At 71.9% G+C, this 15,635-nt stretch carries 13 protein-coding genes; 7 read left to right on the top strand and 6 right to left on the bottom strand.

Annotated features, from left to right (window positions below):
• Positions 1 to 3: 3 nt before the first annotated feature.
• From IO24_RS0101875 to IO24_RS0101860, 4 genes are read left to right on the top strand one after another with little or no spacing between them, the layout of a single operon-like run.
• Entirely contained in the window at positions 4 to 966 is a 963-nt protein-coding gene (locus tag IO24_RS0101875; RefSeq protein ID WP_031131049.1) for an ABC transporter permease, read from the top strand.
• The gene (locus IO24_RS0101870; RefSeq protein ID WP_420823197.1) at positions 963 to 2,951 is read left to right on the top strand and encodes a dipeptide/oligopeptide/nickel ABC transporter permease/ATP-binding protein; all 1,989 of its coding nucleotides are present in this window, start codon (positions 963 to 965) and stop codon (positions 2,949 to 2,951) included. The genes IO24_RS0101875 and IO24_RS0101870 overlap by 4 nt, the downstream gene beginning before the upstream one ends.
• Entirely contained in the window at positions 2,948 to 3,967 is a 1,020-nt protein-coding gene (locus IO24_RS0101865; protein ID WP_031131045.1) for an oligopeptide/dipeptide ABC transporter ATP-binding protein, read from the top strand. Before IO24_RS0101870 ends, IO24_RS0101865 begins: the two co-directional genes overlap by 4 nt.
• Positions 3,964 to 4,896: a dihydrodipicolinate synthase family protein gene (locus tag IO24_RS0101860; RefSeq protein ID WP_031131043.1), complete on the top strand. Its 933-nt coding sequence runs from the start codon at positions 3,964 to 3,966 to the stop codon at positions 4,894 to 4,896. Before IO24_RS0101865 ends, IO24_RS0101860 begins: the two co-directional genes overlap by 4 nt.
• 23 nt (positions 4,897 to 4,919) lie before the next feature.
• Here IO24_RS0101860 and IO24_RS0101855 read toward each other — a convergent pair whose 3' ends face one another.
• From IO24_RS0101855 to leuA, 5 genes are all read right to left on the bottom strand, one after another.
• Positions 4,920 to 5,582 carry a response regulator transcription factor gene (locus IO24_RS0101855; protein ID WP_031131041.1) on the bottom strand — a complete coding sequence of 221 codons (663 nt, stop codon included), beginning with the start codon at positions 5,580 to 5,582 and terminating at the stop codon, positions 4,920 to 4,922.
• The gene (locus IO24_RS0101850) at positions 5,579 to 6,820 is read right to left on the bottom strand and encodes a sensor histidine kinase (RefSeq protein WP_031131039.1); all 1,242 of its coding nucleotides are present in this window, start codon (positions 6,818 to 6,820) and stop codon (positions 5,579 to 5,581) included. The genes IO24_RS0101855 and IO24_RS0101850 overlap by 4 nt, the downstream gene beginning before the upstream one ends.
• Before the next feature lie 50 nt (positions 6,821 to 6,870).
• Complete coding sequence (locus tag IO24_RS0101845; protein ID WP_031131037.1) at positions 6,871 to 8,964, bottom strand: MMPL family transporter; 2,094 nt, start codon at positions 8,962 to 8,964, stop codon at positions 6,871 to 6,873.
• A 153-nt stretch (positions 8,965 to 9,117) separates the two neighbouring features.
• On the bottom strand, positions 9,118 to 9,816 hold the full coding sequence (locus tag IO24_RS0101840; protein ID WP_031131035.1) for a tellurite resistance TerB family protein: 699 nt from the start codon (positions 9,814 to 9,816) through the stop codon (positions 9,118 to 9,120).
• A gap of 209 nt (positions 9,817 to 10,025) precedes the next feature.
• Positions 10,026 to 11,747 (bottom strand): 2-isopropylmalate synthase, encoded by a 1,722-nt coding sequence (gene leuA, locus IO24_RS0101835; protein WP_031131033.1) that lies wholly within the window; start codon positions 11,745 to 11,747, stop codon positions 10,026 to 10,028.
• 322 nt (positions 11,748 to 12,069) lie between these two features.
• Between leuA and IO24_RS0101830 the strand changes: the two genes are divergently transcribed.
• The 3 genes from IO24_RS0101830 to IO24_RS0101820 are packed head-to-tail and all read left to right on the top strand — an operon-like array spanning position 12,070 to position 14,798.
• Complete coding sequence (locus tag IO24_RS0101830; RefSeq protein WP_031131031.1) at positions 12,070 to 13,131, top strand: M4 family metallopeptidase; 1,062 nt, start codon at positions 12,070 to 12,072, stop codon at positions 13,129 to 13,131.
• Between the two features lie 20 nt (positions 13,132 to 13,151).
• Positions 13,152 to 13,418 (top strand): protealysin inhibitor emfourin, encoded by a 267-nt coding sequence (locus tag IO24_RS0101825; protein WP_031131029.1) that lies wholly within the window; start codon positions 13,152 to 13,154, stop codon positions 13,416 to 13,418.
• A gap of 57 nt (positions 13,419 to 13,475) precedes the next feature.
• A complete protein-coding gene (locus IO24_RS0101820) occupies positions 13,476 to 14,798 on the top strand; it encodes a GH1 family beta-glucosidase (protein WP_037667060.1) in 1,323 nt (440 codons plus the stop codon).
• On the opposite strand, the gene IO24_RS0101815 is transcribed toward IO24_RS0101820, so the two are convergent.
• Positions 14,788 to 15,600 carry an SAM-dependent methyltransferase gene (locus IO24_RS0101815; RefSeq protein WP_031131027.1) on the bottom strand — a complete coding sequence of 271 codons (813 nt, stop codon included), beginning with the start codon at positions 15,598 to 15,600 and terminating at the stop codon, positions 14,788 to 14,790. The two genes, IO24_RS0101820 and IO24_RS0101815, sit on opposite strands and share 11 nt — an antisense overlap.
• Positions 15,601 to 15,635 lie beyond the last annotated feature (35 nt).

The raw sequence follows: 15,635 nt of genomic DNA, 5'->3' as shown, positions 1-15,635 counted from the left end.
GGCATGACGGCCGTCCTGCGGATCCTGCTCCGCCGCGTCGCCCTGCTCGTGCCGCTGATGCTCGGCATCGTGCTGTTCGTGTTCCTGGTGATGCGGTTCTCGGACGTCGACCCGGCGTCCGCGTTCTTCCAGGGCGCCAACCCGACACCCCGGCAACTGCACGACTTCCGGGAGGAACACGGCCTGCTCGACCCGCTGCCCGAGCGCTACGTGGACTTCGTCGCCGACCTGCTCCACGGCGACCTGGGCACCAGCGCGCTGACCCGGGCACCGGTGATCGACCAGGTCACGACCGCGCTGCCGCTCACCCTCCAGCTGACGTTCCTCGGCCTGGGCATCGCGGTCGTACTGTCCCTCGTGGGCGGCGTGACCGCGGCGATCCACCGGGACCGGCTGCCCGACCAGATCATCCGGATCGTGTCACTGACCGGCGTCGCCGCGCCCGGCTTCTGGCTGGCACTGCTGATGATCCAGTACCTGGCCGTCGACCTGGGCTGGTTCCCGACCGGCGGCTACATCAACCCGGCGGACTCCTTCACCGGCTGGCTGAAGACGATGACGCTCCCCGCGCTCGCCCTCTCCCTTCCGGTGGCAGCACAGCTGACCCGGATCGTGCGGACGGCCGTGGTGGAGGAGCTGGACAAGGACTACGTGCGGACGGCGATCGGGAGCGGCCTGCCGCCGCGGGTGGTCGTGGGGCGCAACGTGCTGCGCAACGCGCTCATCAACCCGCTCACGGTGCTCGGCCTGCGCGTGGGATACCTGCTGGGCGGCGCGGTCGTCATCGAGACGATCTTCTCGCTGCCCGGCATGGGCAAGCTCATGATCGACGCCGTGAAGAACGGCGACCCGGCCGTCGTCCAGGGCGTCGTGCTGACCACGGCGGCCGGCTTCGTCGTGGTGAACCTCGTCATCGACGTCCTGTACCTGCTGGTCAACCCGCGACTGAGGGATGCGACCACATGACGACCCGCATGACGACCCGGAAGGGCCTGACCGAGGCGCTGTCCCGCCCCGGTGTCCGGCTGCGCGGCTGGCGCAGGCTGCCGCCGCTGTCGAAGATCGCCGTCTGCTTCCTGGCGGTCGTCGTCCTGACGGCGTTGCTCGCCCCGCTCCTCGCCCCGCACGACCCGCTCGACCAGCAGCCGCCCGTCGACGGCACCGGGCATCCGTCCGCCGGGCACTGGATGGGCCAGGACAGCCTCGGCCGGGACATCCTCAGCCGGCTGATGTACGGGGCGCGCTGGTCGCTGGCGATCGGGCTCGGCGCCACCGCGCTGGCGCTGGTGGCCGGTGCGCTGCTCGGGGCGGTCGCGGCGACCTCGCGCAAGGCGGTCGACGAGACGCTGATGCGGTGCCTGGACGTCGTGATGGCGTTCCCGGGCATCGCGCTCGCCGCCGTGCTGGTGGCGGTGTTCGGCGGCGGTATCACGGTGCTGATCTGCGCGATCGCGTTCCTGTTCACCCCGCCCGTGGCGCGGGTGGTCCGGGCGAACGTCCTCGACCAGTACGGCGAGGACTACGTGACGGCGGAACGGGTGATCGGCGCCCGGACCCCGCACATCGTGCTGAAGCACGTGGCCGTCAACTGCGCCGCGCCCGTCCTGGTGTTCTGCACGGTGCAGGTCGCCGAGGCGGTCGTCTTCGAGGCGTCGCTGTCCTTCATCGGAGCGGGGGTGCGGCCGCCGGACCCGTCCTGGGGCAGTGTCATCGCGGACGGCAAGAACATGGTGCTGACCGGCGGCTGGTGGGCGACGGTGTTCCCCGGGCTGCTGATGCTGCTGACGGTGCTGTCGTTGAACATCCTGTCGGAGGGGGTGTCCGACGCGTGGGCGGCCCCGTCGGCCCGGGAGGTGGACGTACCGGACGACGACGACCGGCTCGAGGCACCGGAGCCCGGCAGCGGGGAGGTCGTGCGGCTGCCCGGTCTGGCGGAGGCCGCGCGCCGGTTGCGGGCCCGGGCCCGTCATCTGCCCCGGGACGGCCGGCCGTTGCTCGCGGTGGAGAACCTCGCCATCGGCTTCGACCAGCGGCACGGCGGCGTCGACATCGTGGACGGCATCAGCTTCGAGGTGCACCCCGGCGAGGTGCTGGGGCTGGTCGGCGAGTCGGGCTGCGGCAAGTCCCTCACCGCGCTGGCGATCATGGGTCTGCAGCCGAAGGGGGCGCGGATCGGCGGCCAGGTCCGTTTCCACCAGCGGGACCTGCTCGCCGAGCCGATGCGCGTACGCCGCAGGCTGCTCGGCCACGAGATGGCGATGATCTACCAGGACGCCCTGTCGTCGCTGAACCCGGCGATGACGATCCGCGCCCAGCTGCGGCAGGTCGTCCGGCGCGGCGGGCACCGCGGTCCCGCCGAGCTGCTGACGATGGTCGGCCTCGATCCCGAGCGAACCCTGCGCAGCTATCCGCACGAGCTGTCCGGCGGGCAGCGGCAGCGCGTCCTGATCGCGATGGCCCTGTCCCGCGATCCGAAACTGATCGTCGCCGACGAACCGACGACCGCCCTCGACGTGACCGTGCAGGCGCAGGTCATGGAGCTGCTGCTGCGGCTGCGCGAGGAGCTCGGCTTCGCGCTGATCCTCGTCTCGCACGACCTGGCACTGGTCGCGGACGTCACCGACCGGGTGGTGGTGATGTACGGCGGGCAGATCGTGGAGACGGGTGTGACCGCCGACCTGGTGGAGGCCCCGGCGCATCACTACACGCGCGGGCTGCTCGGCAGCGTGCTGTCGCTGGAGTCGGCGCAGGAGCGGATGACGCAGATCAAGGGCGTGGTGCCCTCCCCGGCGGACTTCCCGGCGGGCTGCCGGTTCGCCGGCCGGTGTCCGCGGGCGAGCGCGGTCTGCCGCACCACGGCTCCCCTTCCGGCCGGTACTCCGGCTCATACGGCGGCCTGCCACCACCCGGCCACAGTGCTCGCGACGAACGAGACCGAGGCGGTGTCATGAGCACCCTCGTCGAGCTGTCCGGCATCCATGTCGTCCACAAGGCCCGCAGCGGCGGCCTCTTCACCCGCGACCGGGTGTACGCCCTGACCGGTGCCGACCTGGCGATCACGCCCGGCGAGACCGTCGGCGTGGTCGGCGAGTCCGGCTGCGGCAAGTCGACGCTGGCCAAGGTGCTGGTCGGGGTGCAGCCGCCGACCCGGGGGACGGTGTCGTTCCGGGGCAGGGACCTGTGGGCGATGCCGGCCGCCGAGCGCCGCCGGGCCGTCGGCGGCGGCATCGGCATGATCTTCCAGGACCCGTCGACGGCCCTGAACCGCCGCCTCACCGTCCGGCAGATTTTGCGGGACCCACTGGATGTGCACGACCGGGGCACGAAGAACCGACGTGCCGGCAGAGTCCGGGAGCTGATGTCCCTCGTGGGTCTGCCCCGGGCCCTGGCCGACGCCCTGCCGGCCCAGCTGTCGGGCGGGCAGCGCCAGCGCGTCGCGATCGCCCGGGCGCTGGCGCTGGACCCCGCCCTGGTCGTGGCGGACGAGCCGACGAGCGCCCTGGACGTGTCGGTCCGGGCCCAGATCCTCAACCTGCTGCTGGACCTGAAGGAACACCTCGGTCTGGCCCTGGTGTTCGTCTCGCACGACATCCAGACGGTACGGCGGATGAGCGACCGTGTGATCACCATGTATCTGGGCCGGATCGTGGAGGAGTCCCCGGCCGCCCTGGTCACCGACCGTGCCCGGCACCCGTACACCCGCGCCCTGTTCTCCGCCACACCCGGCCTGCTCGACCCGATCGAGCCGATCCCGCTGGCCGGCCCTGTCCCGTCGGCGACCCGCCCGCCGAGCGGCTGCCCGTTCCGCACCCGCTGCTGGAAGGCGGACGGGACGTGCGCGGACGAGATGCCGGGCTTCTCCGCCGCGTCGGCACCCGCGCACCGCTTCCGCTGCCACCATCCTGTCCTGGAGGACGAGTCGACCCGCGACCTCGTCCACCGGCGCGACCCGATGGAGGCTCCATGACTTTCACTCCGCTGACCGGTGTCATCCCGCCCGTCTGCACGCCCCTGACACCGGACGGCGAGGTGGACGTCCCCTCGCTGACCGGGCTCGTCGACCATCTCGTGGCCGGCGGGGTGCACGGGCTGTTCGTGCTCGGCTCGACCTCGGAGGCCGCGTATCTGCCGGACCGGCAGCGCAGGCTGGTCGTCGAGTCGGTGACGGGCCATGTGGGCGGGCAGCTCCCGGTGCTGGCCGGGGCGATCGACATGACGACGCCCCGCGTCCTGGACCATGTGGCGTCGGTGACGGCGGCGGGCGCGGACGCGGTCGTCGTCACCGCCCCGTTCTACGCCCGCACCCACCCGGCGGAGATCGCCCGCCACTACCGCACGATCGCCGCGGCCAGCCCGGTCCCGGTCATCGCCTACGACCTTCCCGTCGCCGTCCACACGAAGCTGCCGGCCGACGTGGTCCTGGAGCTGGCCGCCGACAAAGTCGTGGCCGGGCTGAAGGACTCCAGCGGCGACCTGGCCGCCTTCCGCCAGGTCGTGACCGGCGCCCGGGAACACCAGGGCATCACCGGCTTCAGCGTGCTGACCGGCTCCGAGCTGATCGTCGACGCCGCCCTCGCGATCGGCGCGGACGGTGCGGTGCCCGGCCTCGGCAACGTCGACCCGCACGGCTACGTCCGCCTGGACGGCCTGTGCCGGGCCGGGGACTGGGACGAGGCCCGCATCGAACAGGAGCGTCTGTGCGCCCTGTTCGGCATGGTGAGCGTCGGCGACCCGGCCCGGATGGGCCCGAACTCCTCGGCGATCGGCGCCTTCAAGACCGCGCTGCACCTGCGCGGCGTGATCGACTGTCCGGCGACGGCGGAGCCGCAGATCCCGCTGTCACCGGACGAGGTGGAGCAGGTCGGCAAGTACCTCGCGGCGGCCGGACTGCTCTGAACGAGGCGTCTGGTGCCGGTCCGTCAGACGCTCCCCGGCGTCACCATTCCGGACTCGTACGCGACGATGACCAGCTGCGCCCGGTCCCGGGCCCCCAGCTTGCCCATGATGCGGCTGACATGGGTCTTCGCGGTGAGCGGGCTCAGGCGCAACGCGTCGGCGATCTCCGTGTTGTTGAGGCCGCGCGCCACCAGCGCGAGCACCTCCCGCTCCCGGCCGGACAGGCACTCGGGTCCGCCGGTCTCCGGTGCGGAGGGGCTGCGCAGGAACCGTTCGATCAGCCGTGCCGTGGGGCCGGGCGACAGCAGGGACTCCCCGGCGGCGACCGTGCGGATGGCGTCGAGGAGTTCGGCCGGCCTGGTGTCCTTCACCAGGAAGCCGGAGGCGCCGGCCCGCAGGGCGTCGACGATGTTCTCGTCCGTGTCGTACGTGGTGAGGACGAGCACCCGTACGCCCGCGAGATTCTCGTCGGCGGCGATGAGCCGGGTCGCCTCGATGCCGTCCAGGTCGGGCATGCGGATGTCCATCACCACGAGGTCGGCGCGGGCGCCGCGGGCCAGCTCGACGGCCTGCCGGCCGGTGGCGGCCTGACCGACGACCTCCATGTCCCGGGCCGACTCCACGAGCATCGCGAACGCCTCCCGTACCAGGGTCTGGTCGTCCGCGAGCAGCACTCGGATGGTCATCCGTTCCTCTCCCCCGTCGTGGTCAGCGGCAGAACCGCGGTCACCACGAATCCGCCCCCGGTGCGCGGTCCGGCGTCGAGTGTGCCACCGACGCTGCGGGCCCGCTCCCGCATCCCGACGAGTCCGAAGCCCGGGGTGCCGCCCGGGGCGGGTCCGGTGCCGTCGTCGCGGACCGACAGGTGCAGGGCGCCCTGCCGCTCGTCCAGTTCGACGTGGACGGCCGGTTCGGGTCCGGCGTGCCGTACCGCGTTCGTCAGGGCCTCCTGCACGATGCGGTAGGCGGCGGCGCCGACGGCGGGCGGTGCCTGCCGTATCCGTACGGTCTGCTCGACCCGGGCGCCGGCCAGCCGGGCGGCCCGGGCCAGGTCGGGCAGCCCGTCGAGGCCGGGCAGCGGGCCGCGGGCCTCCGGGGGGCCGTCCTCGCGCAGCACCTCCAGGGTCGTACGGAGTTCGCCGCGGGCGCTGCGGCAGGTCTCCGCGATGTCGTCGAGGGCCTTGGCCACCGTCTTCCGGTCGAGCCGCTCCGGGTCGGCGGACAGCACATGGGCGGCGACGGAGGTCTGCACGCCGATGAGGGTGATGGTGTGGGCGAGCAGATCGTGCAGGTCCCGGGCGATCCGCAGCCGCTCCTCGGCGACCCGCCGCCGTGCCTCCTCCTCACGGGTGCGTTCGGCCCGTTCGGCGCGTTCCACGATCGAGGTGACGTACCGGCGGTAGAAGCGCACGTCGACGCCGAGGAACAGCACGGCGACGACCCAGCCGGACGCCTTCAGCAGTCCGAGCGCCTCGTGGGCGCTGACGGTGAGCATCACGCCCACCGACAGGGTGATGACGCCGATGCCGACCAGCACGGTGCGCAGCGCCCGGCCGGTGACGGCGACGGTGTAGAGGGCGACGTACGCGGCCTGGGTGCCCGCGGTGTGCGCGTAGCCGAGGAAGTGGTAGGGGAAGACGCACGCCACCACGGCGAGCAGGACGAGCACCGGACGGCGGCGGCGCCACACCAGCGGCACGTGAGAGACGAGCAGCAGGGCCCAGCCGAGCGCGTCGGGCCTGTGGCCGTCGTCGACGAGCAGCGCGAGCGCGACGGCGAGCGCGGCCGCCAGAACGGCGAGCAGCGCGTCGTTGCGGAGCGCATGCGGGGCGGTCAAGGGGTCCCGGTTGACCGCGGCCATGTACCGCTCGGCGTGCCGCGACCAGGTGTTCGATGCTGTGGTGGGTGCCTGCACGGGCAACATCCTCGGCCAGAAAGGCGCCCCTCCGGGAGAGGAGGGGCGCCGTCGGTCGGTCAGGGGGCGTTCGCGGCCACGGGCTTGCGTTCCTCCGGCGGGGCCGTCCGCTCCGGTGCGCGGGAGAGCCTCCCGGGCCACCACATCCGCCGCTTGAGCAGCACGCTCGCCGTGGTCACCAGATACGTACGCACCAGGAACGTGTCCAGCAGCACCCCTACCGCGATCACGAACCCGAGCTCGACCAGCCCGACCATCGGCAGCGTGGTCAGCACCGCGAACGTCGCCGCGAGCACCACGCCCGCCGAGGCGATGACCCCTCCGGTCGTCCGCAGCGCGGTGAGCGCCGCGGCCTCCGGCTCGGCCCCGCGCACGGACTCCTCCCGCATCCGGTGCATCAGGAAGATGCCGTAGTCGACGCCGAGGGCGACCAGGAACACGAAGGACAGCAGCCCTAGCCCGGGATCGTTCCCGGCGAACCCGAACACCGGCTCGAACACCAGCCCGCCGATACCGAGAGCGGCGCCCCAGACCGCCACCACCGCCGCCAGCAGCAGCAACGGCGCGACGAGGCTGCGCAACAGCCCGACCAGGATGACGAACACGGCCCCCAGCACCAGCGGCACGATCACCTTCCGGTCCCGCGACTCGCTCTCGGCCAGATCCATCTGCTGCGCACTGGGTCCGCCGACGTACGCGCCCTGGGGATCGAGCCCGGCCCGCAGCGTCTCGATGGTCCGGGTCTCGGCCGGGGTCTCGGGGGCCGCGGTGGTGAAGACGGCGATCTCGGTCCAGCCCGCGCCGCTGCGGCCGGCCGCCACCTCGGCGACGCCCTCGGTCGTACGGGCCCTGCCGGCCGCCGCCTCGGCCTGTTTTTCGGGCACGATCACCGTCACGGGCCGGCTGCTGCGCTCGGGATACTCCCGCGCCAGCGTCTGCATCGCGGTGATCGACTCGGGCCGCTCGGTGAAGGAGTCCTCCTGCTTGATGCTCCCGGACAGATTCAGCGTGCCGAGCGCGAGCGCACCGAGCAGCGCGGCACCGCCCACGAGCACGGTGACGGGCCGCCGCGTCGCCGAGGTGCCCATCGCGGCGAACAGCGACCGCCGGGCCTTCGGCTCACTCCCGAAGGCCGGGATCAGCGGCCAGAAGATCCGCCGTCCCAGCAGCACCAGGACGGCCGGCAGCAGGGTCGTCATGGCGACCAGCGCGGCGAGCACCCCGATCGTGCCGACCGGGCCCATGCCCCTGCTGCTGTTGAGGTCGGCGGCGAGCAGGCACAGCAGCCCGGCCGCGACCGTCCCCGAGGAGGCGAGGATCGCCGGCCCGCAGCCGCGCAGGGCGGCGCGCATGGCGTCGTACGGCCGCTCGTGACGCCGCAGTTCCTCGCGGTAGCGGGCGATGAGGAGCAGCGCGTAGTCGGTGCCGGCGCCGAGAACCAGCACGGTCATCACGCCGCCGCTCTGCCCGGTGACGGTGACGTCGAACAGCTCGTGCAGCCCGTATCCGGCGGCCATCGACACGGTGGCGGCGACCCCCGCCACGGCGAGCGGCACCAGCCACAGGAAGGGGCTGCGGTAGATGAGGATGAGCAGCACGGTGACGACGGCGAGCGTGGCGAGCAACAGCGTGGCGTCGAGCGTCCCGAACACCTTGTCCATGTCGGTGTTCAGCGCGCCGGGCCCGCCGACCTCGACGCTCAGCCCGCCGTCGCCGTCGGCGATGTCCCGCACCTCGTCGACGAAGGCCTCCCGGGCCTTCTCGTCCTGGCCGGGCTGGGTGCTGGTGACCGGGTACATCAGGGTGGAGCCGTCCTTCGAGGGGATGCCCCGCGGCTCCCCCGTCAGGTCGTAGGCGCCGCTCACCTCGGCGATCTGCTCGGCGGCGGTGCGCCGGTCGGCGTCGGTCAGCCCGCCGTCCCGGTGGTAGACGAGCACCAGGTCGGTCGACTCCCCGCCGGGCAGCCGGTCCTGGATCCTCGCCACCTGGGTCGAGTCGGCGCTGTCGGGCAGGTAGTCGACCGCCCGGTTCTGCTGGACGTCGGCGAACTTCCCGGCGAGCGGCCCGACCAGCACGAGCGCGGCGAGCCACAGCCCGACCACCACCCAGGGCACGGCCCGCTTCCGCCCGGTGCGCGTCCTTACGGCCGCCATGTGTACGGCTCCCTCCGGTCGGGTGTCTGGGATCGGTCTCCAGACTCCCGTGGGGCGGGGGCCGTTTCGTCGGGCGTGAGGTCGATTCGAGGGTTACTGCGGGGGGCGGTCCCGGCCGCGCTCCTACTCCCCGGGGAGTAACGCGGGCGTGCGCTACGAAGGCGTGCGGGCCGCCGCTGCCAGCAGCCGGGTGACGTCGTCGGAGCAGATCGTGAGCGCTGCCCCCACGGTCGCCAGCACATCGCGCTCGGCCGGGGTGTAGGGCCCGTCCGCAAGGGCGATGCGGGCGCCCTGGAGCAGGATCGACTCGCGGCCGGCGGTCGCGAGGTGCGGGGCGAGCGGGTCCAGTGCCTCGTGCAGTTCTATGGCCAGCCCCGCACCGCAGGGTTCGCCGGAGATCCGGCCGGTGTCCGCCTCCAGCGCCTCGACGAGGGCGGCCAGCTGCTCCTCGGTGCAGTCGTCGAAGCCGGCCGCGCGCACGGCGAGGACGGCGGCCTCCAGTGCCGTACGGGACCCGGCGCCGCCCGCCGCCAGCACGGCGAGCGCGACGGTGTGCACGGCGTCGCGGAGCATCGCGGAGAAGCGGGTGGTGGTCGGATGGTCGAGGACGTCGGTGCCGAAGTGGCGGCGGCAGGCCGCGCACTCCACGACCGGGCCGGTCTCGCCGCGGGGCAGCACGGGCAGGCCGAGCAGGGTGAAGCGGCGCTGTCCGGTCAGCCGCTGGTAGTTGCGGTCGCCGCCGCAGCCGGGGCAGAAGAACTCCCCGTCACCGGCGGCCGTCCACGCGGTGCGGGTGCCCAGGATGCGAGAAAGCCTGGCGGCATGGCCGTTTCGTCCCCGTCCTGGCAGCACGTCGCACCTCCGTCACGCCACGGCAACGTCGCCGTGCTTGCGTGATGTTAGCCACATCAGCGACGAGGAGTCAGCACCCCGGAGGAGACCTTTCCGTGACCTCCACAGGGAATGGCCGGTATACGACGGGGCTCCACCCGCCGGACATCGGCGGACGGAGCCCCTGCCGCGTTGGTGAGCGGCCGGTGGCCGCGGACCCGTACGGCTGGTCAGCGAGCCGCGCGGTTGACGGCCGAGACGACCGCCTTCAGCGAGGCCCGCGTGGTGTTGGCGTCGATTCCGATCCCCCACAGGACCTTGTCGCCGATCGCGCATTCGATGTAGGAGGCGGCCTGCGCGGAGGCGCCCTCGCTCATCGTGTGCTCCTGGTAGTCCAGCAGGCGTACGTCGATGCCGACGGACTGCAGGGCGTCGAAGAAGGCCGAGATCGGACCGTTGCCCGAACCGGTCAGAACGGTGTCCTGGCCGTCCAGCGTGGCCTCCACCTTCAGCGTGTCCACGCCGTCGGTGTCGGTCGTCGACTGGTTGTTCTTGACCTGGATCCGGCCCCACGGGTTCTCCGGGTTGGGCAGGTACTCGTCCTGGAAGACCGCCCAGATGTCCTTCGGCGTGACCTCGCCGCCCTCGGCGTCCGTCTTCGCCTGGATGAGCCTGGAGAACTCGATCTGCATCCGGCGCGGCAGTTCCAGCTTGTGGTCGTTCTTCAGGACGTAGGCGATGCCGCCCTTGCCGGACTGCGAGTTGACCCGGATGACCGCCTCGTAGGAGCGGCCGACGTCCTTGGGGTCGATCGGCAGGTAGGGGACGGCCCACTCGATGTCGTCGACGGTGACGCCCTTGGCGGCCGCGTCGGCCTCCATGGCGTCGAAGCCCTTCTTGATGGCGTCCTGGTGGGAGCCGGAGAAGGACGTGTAGACCAGGTCGCCCACGTACGGGTGGCGCGGGTGGACCTCCATCTGGTTGCAGTACTCCCACGTGCGACGGATCTCGTCGATGTCGGAGAAGTCGATCTGCGGGTCGACGCCCTGCGAGAACAGGTTCATGCCCAGGGTGACCAGGTCGACGTTGCCGGTGCGCTCGCCCTGGCCGAACAGGCAGCCCTCGACGCGGTCGGCGCCGGCCATCAGGGCCAGCTCGGCGGCGGCGACGGCGGTGCCGCGGTCGTTGTGCGGGTGGATCGACAGGCAGACGTGCTCGCGGCGGGAGAGGTTGCGGCCCATCCACTCGAAGCGGTCGGCGTGCGTGGAGGGCGTGGAACGCTCGACGGTGGCGGGCAGGTTCAGGATGATCTCGCGGCCCGGGCCGGGCTGCCAGACGTCCATGACCGCCTCGCAGACCTCCAGCGCGAAGTCCAGCTCGGTGTCGGTGAAGATCTCGGGGCTGTACTGGTAGCCGAACTCGGTCTCGGGGCCCAGCAGCTTCTCGGCGTACTCCATGACCAGCCGCGTGCCGTCGACGGCGATCTGCTTGATGTCGTCCCTGGACCCGCGGAAGACGACCCGGCGGAAGACCGGGGCGGTGGCGTTGTACAGGTGGACCGTGGCGCGCTTGGCGCCCTTCAGGGACTCCACCGTGCGCTCGATCAGGTCCTCGCGGGCCTGGGTCAGTACGGAGATGGTGACGTCGTCGGGGATGGCCCCGGGCTCCTCGATGATGGAGCGCACGAAGTCGAAGTCGGTCTGGCCGGAGGCCGGGAAGCCGACCTCGATCTCCTTGTAGCCCATCTTGACCAGCAGGTCGAACATGGCGCGCTTACGGGCCGGCGACATGGGGTCGATCAGGGCCTGGTTGCCGTCACGCAGGTCGGTGGAGAGCCAGCGGGGGGCGGTGGTGATGCGCTGCTCCGGCCAGGTGCGGCCCGGGATGTCGACCTGCTCGTAGCGGCCGTACTTGTGGATCGGCATGGAACTGGGCTGCTGGCGGTTCGCCATGATGCGGGGGCTCCTCAGAGGGTGTCCGGTAGGACGGCCGACGACGCAGCACCAAGCTCCGCGGGGAGGGAGTCGGCCTCGACTACAGGCCCTCGCCGCGGCAGCTAAGGAGAAGCAGCCCGAAACGCATGATGCGCAGCATGCTAGCCGAGCCTCTCCCCGGCGCGTGGGGTCGTATCAGTATGCGGGACCCGGCGAACATACGGGACAAAAAGTGCGCTATACCACTTCACCACGGAGCGTGAGGGTCGTTGTCCCGGTATTTCACCAATCATGGTGGCGACTAGTGACAGTATCGTCACGCAGTGCAAGGGTGCCGGGCATGACGACTCACGGGGGCTTCGAGCCCGTCTTCTGCACCATCGTTCCGCCTCATGTCCTCGACAAGCTCGCCCAGGCCGAGGACCCCGCGCTCGCCGGTCCCGCCCGCCGCACCCTGCAGCGCGACGCCTACGAGCGCACCCAGCGCCGCCTCACCACGGTCATCGGCGCGACCGCCGTCACCGCGGCCGCCGACGGCAAGCCGCAGCGCACCATCCACGACGCCCGGCACGGCACCGGCCTGCCCGGCCACAAGGTCCGCGGCGAGGGCGACAAGCCCGGCAAGGACGCCACCGTCAACCGTGCCTACGCGGGTCTCGGCGCCACCTTCGAGCTGTTCCTGCGGGCGTACCGACGCGACTCCATCGACGGCAGCGGCCTGCCGCTGAACGCGACCGTGCATTACGACCGTGACTACAACAACGCGTTCTGGAACGGCGAGCAGATGGTCTTCGGCGACGGAGACGGCGAGATCTTCCTCGACTTCACCATCCCGATCGACGTCATCGGCCACGAACTCGCGCACGGCGTCACGCAGTACACGGCCAACCTCACCTACTTCGGCCAGCCGGGCGCGCTCAACGAGTCCCTGTCGGACGTCTTCGGCGCCCTGATCAAGCAGTACACGCTCGGCCAGACCGCCGCCGAGGCCGACTGGCTGATCGGCGCGGGCCTGCTCGCCCCGAGGGTGACGGGCACGGCGCTGCGCTCCATGAAGGAGCCGGGCACGGCGTACGACGACGACGTCCTCGGCAAGGACCCGCAGCCCGCGACGATGGACGACTTCGTGCGCACCGGCCGCGACAACGGCGGTGTCCACATCAACTCGGGCATCCCGAACCACGCCTTCTACCTCGCGGCCACGGCCCTCGGCGGCCACGCCTGGGAGCGCGCGGGACAGGTCTGGTACGACGTGCTGACCGGCGGTGAGCTCGCACAGCAGGCGATGTTCGTCGACTTCGCCACGCTCACCGTCAAGGCCGCCCGGGAGCGGTTCGGCGACGGGGAGGAGCTGGACGCCGTGTCGAAGGCGTGGGAACAGGTCGGGGTGCGGACCCTGTAGTTCCGTACTAGACAGGTGCCATGCGGATTCAGGTGAGGCGCACGGGCGGGTTCGCCGGCATCGAGCGGCATGCCGAGGTGGACACCTCGGGCCGGCCCGATGCCCCCGAGTGGCACGCACTGGCCGAGCGGGCGGTCGCCGCCGGCCGGAGCACGCCGCCGGTCGGGGTGCCGGACGGGTTCAGCTACCAGCTCACGGTGGACGGGAAGACCGTGTACTGCGCGGATCCCCGGCTGACGGAGGAACAGCGGAAGCTGATCTCGCGGGTCCTGAAGGAAGGGGCGTAACAGCTGCTCCCGCCCGGCCGTTGACTTCCGTTACCGCCGGTACGGATGATCCAGCGCATGGCGACTGACGCAGGCAACCCGATCCCCCGCTTCCCGGCCGGCTTCCTCTGGGGCGTCTCGACGTCCGCGCACCAGATCGAAGGCGCCGCGGACGAGCGCGAGCCGTCCGTGTGGGACACCTTCACGGCCACGCCGGGGCGGGTGAAGGACGGCTCGACGGCGGCGGTGGCCTGCGACCACGTCCACCGCCACCGCGAGGACGTGGCACTCCTGGCCGGCCTGGGCGTGAACGCCTACCGCTTCTCGGTCTCCTGGCCGCGGGTGCGCTCCGGGAAGGGCCTGGACTTCTACGACCGGCTGGTGGACGACCTGTGCGCGGCGGGCGTCCGCCCGGTGCCGACGCTGTTCCACTGGGACCTGCCGGCCGACCTGGACTGGCTGGAGCGGGACACCGCCGAGCGCTTCGCCGAGTACGTGGCTCTCGTGGCCGACCGCCTGGGCGACCGTGTGACGAAGTGGATCACCCTGAACGAGCCCGCCGAGCACACCCTGCTGGGCCACGCCCTGGGTGTGCACGCACCGGGGAAGCGGCTGCTGTTCGACGCGCTGCCGGCCGCCCACCACCAGTTGCTCGCCCACGGCCTGGCCGTACGGGCCCTGCGCGCCTCGGGCGCCACGGACATCGGCGTCGCCAACTCGCACGGCCCGACCTGGGCGGCGTCGACCGAGGCGGCGGACGTGGAGGCGGCGGACTTCTACGACCTGCTGCTGAACCTGCTGTTCGCCGACCCGCTGCTGCTGGGCCGGTACCCGGACGGCATCGGCGAGCTGATGCCCGGGGACGTCGAGGCAGACCTGAAGGTGATCGCCGAGCCGCTCGACTGGTACGGGATCAACTACTACGCCCCGACCAGGGTCGGTGCCCCGCAGGGTACGGAGATCGATTTCGGCGGAGTCACCATGCCCGCCGAACTGCCCTTCTCCGTCCGGAAGATCGAGGGCCACCCGGTCACGGACTTCGGCTGGCCGGTCGTCCCCGAGGGCCTCACCGAACTCCTCACCGCCTTCCGCGACCACTACGGCGACCGGCTCCCGCCCGTCGTCATCACCGAGAACGGCTGCGCGTACCCGGGCGTCGACGACCAGGACCGGGTCGCCTACCTGGACGGCCACGTCCGGGCCCTGCACCGGGCCATGGCGGCGGGCGTCGACGTGCGCGGCTACTTCGTGTGGTCCCTGCTCGACAACTTCGAGTGGGCGGAGGGCTACGCACGCCGCTTCGGCCTGGTCCACGTCGACTTCGCCACCCAGGAGCGGACCCCGAAGGCGTCGTACCACTGGTACCGGGAGCTGCTGAGGGCGCAGCGTCCTACGGCTTGATGCCCACCCCGGTCCACAGGCTGACCTCGGCGTCCGTCGGGGCGTCGCCCCCGGCGGCGTCCGGGCGCCAGCGGTGGCCGACCGTGACGCCCGGCTCCAGCAGGTCCAGACCGTCGAAGAAGCGGGCGACGTCCTCCCGGGAGCGGAACCGCACCGGCGTGCCGGCCGAGGTGTAGATGTCGGTGACCTTCTGCCAGGTCCCGGGGTCGAAGTCGGGTGTGCAGTGGCTCAGCGCCAGGGCGCTGCCCGAGGGCAGCACGTCCAGCAGGCGGCGCACGATGCCGTAGGGGTCCTGGGCGTCCGTGACGAAGTGCATCAGGGCGTTGAGGGACAGCGCGACCGGGCGGTCCAGGTCCAGGATCTCGGCCAGCTCGGGCGCGTTCAGCAGCGACTGCGGGTCGTTGACGTCCGCCTCGATGTACGTGGTGCGGCCCTCGGGCGAGCTGCGCATCAGGCGCTCGGCGTACTTGAGGACCAGCGGGTCGTTGTCGGCGTAGACCACCCGGGCGTCGGGCACCACCGACTGGGCGACCTGGTGCAGGTTGGGCTCGGTGGGGATGCCGGTGCCTATGTCCAGCCACTGGCGGATGCCGTGCTCACGGGCGAGGACCCGGGTGGCGCGGTGCATGAAGGCCCGGTTCTCGCGGGCGCACACGAAGATGGCGGGGTAGGCCTCGGCGACCCGCTCGGCCGCCTGCTTGTCGACGTCGAAGTGGTCCTTGCCGCCGAGGTAGTAGTCGTACATGCGGGCAGAATGCGGCCTGCTGGTGTCGATGTCCCGCGCGGCCTGCGAGGTGCTCATGGGGGGGTGCCTCTCGGTGGGGGGTGGTGGTGCGA

It is taken from the genome of Streptomyces flavovariabilis, from assembly GCF_000725785.1.
Taxonomy (GTDB): Bacteria; Actinomycetota; Actinomycetes; order Streptomycetales; family Streptomycetaceae; genus Streptomyces; species Streptomyces hawaiiensis.
The sequence above is the reverse complement of the archived record's forward strand: the minus strand, read 5'-3'. Positions and strand labels throughout refer to the sequence as shown.